Source organism: Rickettsia sp., from assembly GCF_965035265.1.
On the sequence record NZ_CBCDJS010000074.1, the window covers coordinates 1 to 6,491 of the forward strand.

The following is a 6,491-nucleotide window of genomic DNA, read 5'->3' on the forward strand; positions in this document are numbered from 1 at the left end:
CATTAAGAATAATATTAAAAATAGTTAAGTTTTTATAAATGTTAGATACATCAATTCAGGAATTAATAAATAAGTGGCAAAAATACCTCGCTTTGCAAAGAAATTACTCTAATCATACAGTAATTTCTTATAATAATGACCTTAAGCATTTCCTTGAGTTTATGAATTATTATAATGCAGAGCTTGTAACAATAAATCATATTAAAGCCGCAGATATAAGATTAATCCGAAGTTGGCTTGCAAAACGTAATTGTGATAATTTTACCACTTCTTCAATTTCACGTGGTTTATCTGCAGTAAAAAATTTTTATAAGTTTTTAGAAAAAACAACACAATTAAATAGCCATATAATTTTTTCTATAAAATCTCCTAAAAAAACTAAATTGTTACCAAAAGCTTTATCGGAAGATGATGTAGTAATAACACTTGAGCATATTGAAGAATACGGTAATATTAAGTGGGTAGAACTTAGAAATAAAGCCCTGCTTGTTCTTATATATGCTGCAGGGCTTCGTATATCGGAAGCACTATCAATTACGAAACTTCATCTACAAAACCTAGAGTTTATAAAAATAATCGGTAAAGGTAGTAAAGAAAGAGTAATTCCGTGGTTACCGATTGCTAAAAATTTAATTACCAGCTATTTAGAAATATTACCATATAAATTAGAAGATAATGAACCGATATTTAGAGGGAAACAAGGTAAGAAATTGCAGCCACCGGTATTTAATCGTGAATTAATTAAATTAAAGCATTTTTATGGTTTACCGCAGCATTTAACTGCTCATTCATTTAGACATAGTTTTGCTTCACATTTGCTTGAGCATGGTGCAGATTTACGCTCTATTCAGGAGCTATTAGGTCATAAAAGTTTATCTACTACACAAAACTATACTAAAACAAGTATAAAGCATTTAGAAGCTGTATATAATACTGCATATCCAATTAAAAAATAAAATATATTAATATTCATAATCTTCTTGCGTTAATTTTAAGTTATATATTATATTATTTTAAAAACCTTATAAACATAATAAATTAAAGCTAATATTGAGATATTAATATGCTAGAAATACCTAAATTACCTATGGGATATAAACCTTCTAAAGATGAAGAATATATGTGTCCGAATCACCTAGAATATTTTAGACAAAAACTTTTAAGATGGAAAGATGACTTATTAAAGGAGTCTCAAGAGACTTTAAATCATTTAAAGGAAGAAAATTTGAAAGAATCCGATCTAAACGATTGCGCTACTCATGAAACAGAACGAGCTTTTGAGCTTCGTAGTAGAAATAGATATTGTAAATTAATGAGTAAAATAGAAGAAGCATTATCACGTATTAAAAATGGGGAATACGGTTACTGTGAAGAAACAGGCGGCCCAATAGGTATAAAAAGATTAGAAGCAAGACCTATTGCTGCATTATGTATTGAAGCTCAAGAGCGCCATGAAAATTATGAGAGGAGTCATTTGGACGAACCTGGAAACTGAGCAGCTAGGTAATTTATATGCGTGGATCGATTTTCACCGTCATTGCGAGCCGGCATTTATGCCGGTGCGGCAATCCTAGGAGTTTTTTTATATTATCTTATGAGATTGCCGCGTCGCTGCTAACGCAACTCCTCGCAATGACGGAAAAACTGATCTATCAATGCCTCGATTATTAGCGATTATATACCTTAAAACCTAAAGAAGTTAAAGCATTCACCGTTTCAAATAGAGGTAGTCCCATAACATTTGAATATGAACCGGAAATAAATGAGATAAAAGCTTCTGCATAACCGGAAATTTTGCACCCGCCGGCTTTATCTATCCCCTCATCTAAAGAACAATAAAAATTAATCTCCTCATCACTTAATTTTTTGAACTTAACAATAGTCTGAACTATTTTTTGTCTAACGGTAAGCTGATCATTCTCTTTTTTGATAATACATAAACCGGTATAGACGCGATGACGACGCCCCGATAACATCTTGATACAATTCTTGACTTCTTCGTAAGTAGTAGCTTTCGGCAATATTCTTCTACCTACTGCCGCTACAGTATCGGCAGCTATAATTATAGCTGATTCCTCTATTTGAGATGTAACTTTTATAGCTTTTTCGTAAGCAAGTCTTATAGCTAAGGGAGCGGGTAATTCACGCAAATTAGGTGTTTCGTCTATATCTGCCGGAATAATTTGTGAAGGGATGATTTTTATTCGGTGTAATAATTCAATTCTTGCAGGAGAGCTTGATGCTAATATAATCGGTAAGGTTTTTTGGTTTCGCTTCATACTTATAAAGACTAGTGACGATGAATCACACGCCCCTTAGTTAAATCATAAGGAGTCATTTCTACCGTAACTTTATCTCCTAGTAATATTCTGATACGATTTTTACGCATCCTACCGGAAGTATGAGCAATAATTATATGATCATTCTCAAGCTTTACTCTGAAAGTAGCATTAGGTAAAAGTTCAAGTACTGTACCTGTAAACTGAATGAGGTCGTCTTTTGACATTAGGTTTATATTTTTTTACTACTACTCTTCATTTTACTTCGGAGTATATATTATATGGTCGGGGCGGAGAGATTCGAACTCCCGACCCTCTGGTCCCAAACCAGATGCGCTACCAGGCTGCGCTACGCCCCGAGGATTAATTATGTCTATACTATATACTCTATTATTTGTAGCAAATCAATTTGTTTATGCAAAAATTTATAGATTTTGTTCAATAAAGAAAGATATCGTCATTGCGAGCAGTCGTAGACTGCGTGGCAATCTCGTCAAATATCCTGAGATTGCTTCGTCAATTACTTTGTAATTTCCTCGCAATGACAATTGGGGATCCACGCAACAATGCCTTGCAGGAATGACATAAGGACTACAAAAGTTAATAAAATTTTGCTGTTTTTATTAAGGGGCTAAAATAAGTAGGTTTTATCCCTGTATTCTTTAAGTTTTATATACGATTTACCGAATTCTTATAAAAAATACATAAAATTTAATTTATTTTAAATAATAAAAAGTAACTTATAATTACTTTTTATATGCAGAAAATCCTTATTTTATAAGTATCTCTATACATAATTTAATACTAAATTAATGTTTTTCAACTAAAAGTAATGTGTTATTTATATAACAGAATCATAAGTTAGAAAAGTTTTTGTTCTTTTAATAATTGTTAATCATTTCATCTTATCCTCTTTTATTATTAATATTAATTAAAGCCTTGAATAAAAATTTAATTTTATTATTAACTTTTTCTAAAAGTGCAACGTAGGTTCTGTGAACATCTCTAAAAAGATTTAATTTTGGTTATTTTTTGCTGCAAATTATAAGATTTTTTTGAAATATGAATAACTATTCCGACAAAAATCTTATTAATTTTCGCTAAAAAATACCTCAAAATAGTAAATCAATTAGAAATGTTCACAGAACCTAGCGAAAATATTAAAAATTTTTATCTTGCTCTCATTTTGCTTAGAGGAGCTTTAATCCTCTTGTGTGATACCGAATATATTTATTATTTGCTAAGGAATACTAATCTCGAATTTATAATTTAAAAAATTACGCCAAAATTTAGGAGATGTTATGTCAATTCAACGAAAAAATACTCTAAAAAATTTATTAAAAAAAGGTATGTTCGCATCAACTGCTGCATTGATGCTCGCAAGCACGAGTGCCCTTGGTACTGCTAACCGAATCGTAACAGTAGGGGGGCGGCTCAGTATCTAATGGGAGTGCTTTTGGCGGAGGAGCATACGTACCAGGTTCGTTTGTAACCCTTGGCGGAGTAAATAATTTTACCGCAGATGTGCCAGCAATTCCTGCTATATATTTAGATACCTTTAATAATGCAACAATGACGGTACCAAATAACCTAAGTCTTGGACCTGTTATACCTGTTAATCTTAAGGCAACAAATGTAGGGCTAGTTGTAAATGTTCCTAACGCTATAAACATGACTTTAACAGGTACTCCGGTTACACCGGCGGCTGCAAGTGCGGCAGTTCCTCCTTTTGCACCGAATCCGGGACCGGGGCAAGCACCGGCAAACACTTACTATTTTAACAGCTTTAATTTTAACAACAATGCTAGTACTTTGACTATACAATCTACTGTTGTCGGCAATAATTCAATTCAGTTTAATATACCTGCTATCGCAACTAGTCTTGCCGGTGCAGGAAATCTTACAATAGACGTTAGTACTCCGTTTATAGTTAAAGATCCAAGCTGGAGTAATGCGAAGACTATTAATATTAATATTAATAGCTCAAGATATGATTTTGCTACCGACTCTTCAGTTTACTTCCCGGGAAATGAGATTGTGGATATCCAACCTACGGCTAATATCAAATTTGCCGATGCAAATTCTAGCTATGTGGTAACTAATGAATCCATAAATGATGCAGAGTTTAAGGCTACCGTAGATTTAGTTCCGACAAATGATTTAGACGGTCAATTAACAGTACACGTTGCTCAAGGCAAAAGAACTATTTCGTTAAATGCTGGTAGCGGTAACGGAACAGGAGGCACAAAAAGGCTTAGCACATTTGTTACCGATGGGATAGCAGAAGCTCCTGCTCCTCTAAATACAAATCCCGCTATAATTACAGGGAATATCTATGCCCAAACTATTAAGATAGGTAACCAGTATACGCCTATTAATGGAGGAGACACGCCTTATGGTGTAGATTGGACAACGAAAATTGATACTGGCTTGGGAGGATTAGTACAATTTACGCAAAACTCGTTAGTACGATTTCAGCAAGATGTAATCCGATTAATATATTAAATGTTCAAGGCGATAACACTAAAACAGTTGATTTGGGAGGTAATGTTACGGTTGATCAGTTTAATTACACTAGCACCGGCGTGGCTACCGTGGGTGGAAATTTAACTGCAAAAACAGGGGTAAATTTTGGTGGTTTTGCATCAACGCTTACATTTAACGGTATGGCCGGACCTTATACTTTTGCAAGTCCGGTAGTTGCAGCGGGAGCGGCTACTTTAAATGTTGATACGAATCTTACAGTAACCGATCAAAGTATCGGTACAATCAAAGCAATTAATATAGGTATACTTGGAGCACCCCAAGATTTAACGATAGCCGTAAATCAGCCTGCTTTAGGTTTACTTGCAGGAGGAAATAAAATTAATTTTAGTGATCCGGATTCAGCATTAATATTACAATCACCTCAAGCTCAAACCGTAACATTTGGCGGTAATTTAGACGGTACTGCAGGCGGTGGCGGTAATGTAACCTTGAACGGTACTAATGCTTTGATTATTCAAGGAGGATCATTTGGTGCTGTTAATAAACTAGCTTCGGTTAATACTATAGGGACTGTTACAGCAAATGGAGGAATTAACCTTAGTGGTATTACTACTCTTAATGTTACAGGAAGTAGTAACTTTACCGATCAAACCGCTACCTCGGCAAGTGCTACTAATATAAATATCGGCGATAATAGTGGAGTCGGGACGTATATTTTAACGCCTAATGCGGATTTTAATATTAGTACTGCTAATATGAAATTCAAAAATGCCGGTTCAATATTAAATATTACAAGTAACGGTAATGTAACGGCTACAATGAACGGGGATTTAAATCCCGGTGCGGCGGCTAGCGGTAAAATTCAGTTAAGCTCAACCGGTGGTCTTTTAACGATAACCGGTGCAAATAATTTAGGTATTAATGGCGGAAATACTTTAAATAGTATGACTTTTTCAGGAGCAGGGAATATTACCGTAGTCCCAACGATTAATACGGCAAATGCTATTCTCACCGGTATAGCAGGTAACCTAATACTTAATGACGTTAATGCACCGATTAATTTTACAAACACCACTAATCTTACGGTAAGTGATGTTACGGGAGCTATAAATTTTGCGAATAATGCCGGAGTATTAAACGTTGCTAACGGTTCAACAATTACCGGTACCATAGATGGTTCCGGTACTATAAATTTTGGTGCAGGCACGGAGGTTACGGGTGCGGTTGGGGCTAATAATGCTATTACGCTCGTAAATTTTAATGCAGGCGGTAATGTTACTTTAGATTCTACTTCTGAGGCTATAAATTTCAGTATCGGTAATAATACTAACGTGATTGCCGGTGATTCAATGACGGGTGCTGTAAATTTTGCTGCCGGTGCAGGTACGTTAGTACTACAAAATGGTCTTGATGGGGCAATTACTACAAATGTTGCAAATACTGGAACGGTAACTATTAACGGCGGAAATATTACAGGGACTATCACGGCAGTTGCTTTAGTAAATATAGGTGCAAGTCCTGTTACTTTCAGTGCTAACGTAAGCTCAACTAACGTGGCTCTTACTAATAATGTCTCATCTATAATGGCCTGAAAAATCAAGACAAAATATATGAACAATGTACTTGGTAATGTTGCTTAAAATTAAGCTGCTATTTGTTCATAATGTTGTACGTAATCCAGATAAACATTCATAGGTTTTTTATACCCAATACTTGAATGGAATC

At 34.6% G+C, this 6,491-nt stretch carries 7 protein-coding genes and 1 tRNA gene; 5 read left to right on the plus strand and 3 right to left on the minus strand.

The genetic code is table 11. The features are described 5' to 3' along the window. Positions 1–38 precede the first annotated feature (38 nt). Both AC1Z7D_RS05395 and dksA read left to right on the plus strand, forming a co-directional pair. A complete protein-coding gene (locus tag AC1Z7D_RS05395) occupies positions 39–956 on the plus strand; it encodes a tyrosine recombinase XerC (RefSeq protein ID WP_482602643.1) in 918 nt (305 codons plus the stop codon). 107 nt (positions 957–1,063) lie between these two features. Continuing rightward, a complete protein-coding gene (dksA, locus tag AC1Z7D_RS05400; RefSeq protein WP_482602645.1) occupies positions 1,064–1,495 on the plus strand; it encodes an RNA polymerase-binding protein DksA in 432 nt (143 codons plus the stop codon). 172 nt (positions 1,496–1,667) lie between these two features. Here the strand turns inward: dksA and AC1Z7D_RS05405 are convergent, their stop codons facing one another. From AC1Z7D_RS05405 to AC1Z7D_RS05415, 3 genes are all read right to left on the minus strand, one after another. Beyond that, positions 1,668–2,279 (minus strand): Maf family protein, encoded by a 612-nt coding sequence (locus AC1Z7D_RS05405; protein WP_482602647.1) that lies wholly within the window; start codon positions 2,277–2,279, stop codon positions 1,668–1,670. 11 nt (positions 2,280–2,290) lie between these two features. Beyond that, complete coding sequence (gene infA / locus AC1Z7D_RS05410) at positions 2,291–2,506, minus strand: translation initiation factor IF-1 (RefSeq protein WP_004596875.1); 216 nt, start codon at positions 2,504–2,506, stop codon at positions 2,291–2,293. 55 nt (positions 2,507–2,561) lie between these two features. Continuing rightward, positions 2,562–2,638 (minus strand) — tRNA-Pro (locus AC1Z7D_RS05415). A 942-nt stretch (positions 2,639–3,580) separates the two neighbouring features. Here AC1Z7D_RS05415 and AC1Z7D_RS05420 point away from each other — a divergent pair. The 3 genes from AC1Z7D_RS05420 (at position 3,581) to AC1Z7D_RS05430 (ending at position 6,358) form a co-directional block, all read left to right on the plus strand. Beyond that, entirely contained in the window at positions 3,581–3,724 is a 144-nt protein-coding gene (locus tag AC1Z7D_RS05420; protein ID WP_482602650.1) for a hypothetical protein, read from the plus strand. A 127-nt stretch (positions 3,725–3,851) separates the two neighbouring features. Further along, positions 3,852–4,784 (plus strand): hypothetical protein, encoded by a 933-nt coding sequence (locus tag AC1Z7D_RS05425; RefSeq protein ID WP_482602652.1) that lies wholly within the window; start codon positions 3,852–3,854, stop codon positions 4,782–4,784. A gap of 89 nt (positions 4,785–4,873) precedes the next feature. Then, positions 4,874–6,358: a beta strand repeat-containing protein gene (locus AC1Z7D_RS05430; protein WP_482602654.1), complete on the plus strand. Its 1,485-nt coding sequence runs from the start codon at positions 4,874–4,876 to the stop codon at positions 6,356–6,358. Positions 6,359–6,491 lie beyond the last annotated feature (133 nt).